The organism is Micrococcus sp. KRD026 (genome assembly GCF_017168445.1).
Classification (GTDB): Bacteria; Actinomycetota; Actinomycetes; order Actinomycetales; family Micrococcaceae; genus Micrococcus; species Micrococcus luteus.
Genome location: NZ_JABFBA010000027.1, coordinates 40,434 through 40,916, shown reverse-complemented (window position 1 = coordinate 40,916; position 483 = coordinate 40,434). Strand labels below are relative to the sequence as shown.

Sequence of the window (483 nt, the reverse complement as noted above, 5' to 3'; positions counted from 1 at the left end):
GTGGATCAGGGGCGGGGGCCCCGGGCACCGCCCGGGGGGAAGTGCTGGTCGACCACCTGGCGGGCCAGGTCGACGATCCGGCGCTCGTTGGCGAAGGAGAGGCGGCGCGCGACGTCCTCAAGGCGCACCCACGCGACGTCCACGGCCTCGTGGTCCGGGTCGTTCTCCGTGGTCAGCTCGCCGCCCGTGGCGCGCAGCAGGAAGTGGTGCACGGTCTTGTGGACGCGGTGCCGGGCGACCGTGAACCAGTAGTCGATCGCGCCGAGCGGCTCGAGGATGTGGCCGGCGATCCCGGTCTCCTCCTCCACCTCGCGCACGGCCGCCTGCCGGTGGTCCTCCTCACCCTCGGGATGGCCCTTGGGCAGGCACCACTCGAGCCGACCACCGCGGTTGTAGCGGGCGATCACAGCCACCTCGAGGCCGCCGTCATGCTCGCGGACGATGACGCCGCCGGCGGAGACCTCTTCCACCGTGGGCAGGGAG

General features: G+C 72.9%; 1 protein-coding gene. It reads right to left on the bottom strand.

Annotation, left to right across the window (positions count from 1 at the left end):
- Positions 1–5: 5 nt before the first annotated feature.
- Positions 6–483 (bottom strand): NUDIX hydrolase (locus J1M40_RS09690; protein ID WP_241250750.1); only part of this gene is annotated, 478 nt, incomplete at its 5' end.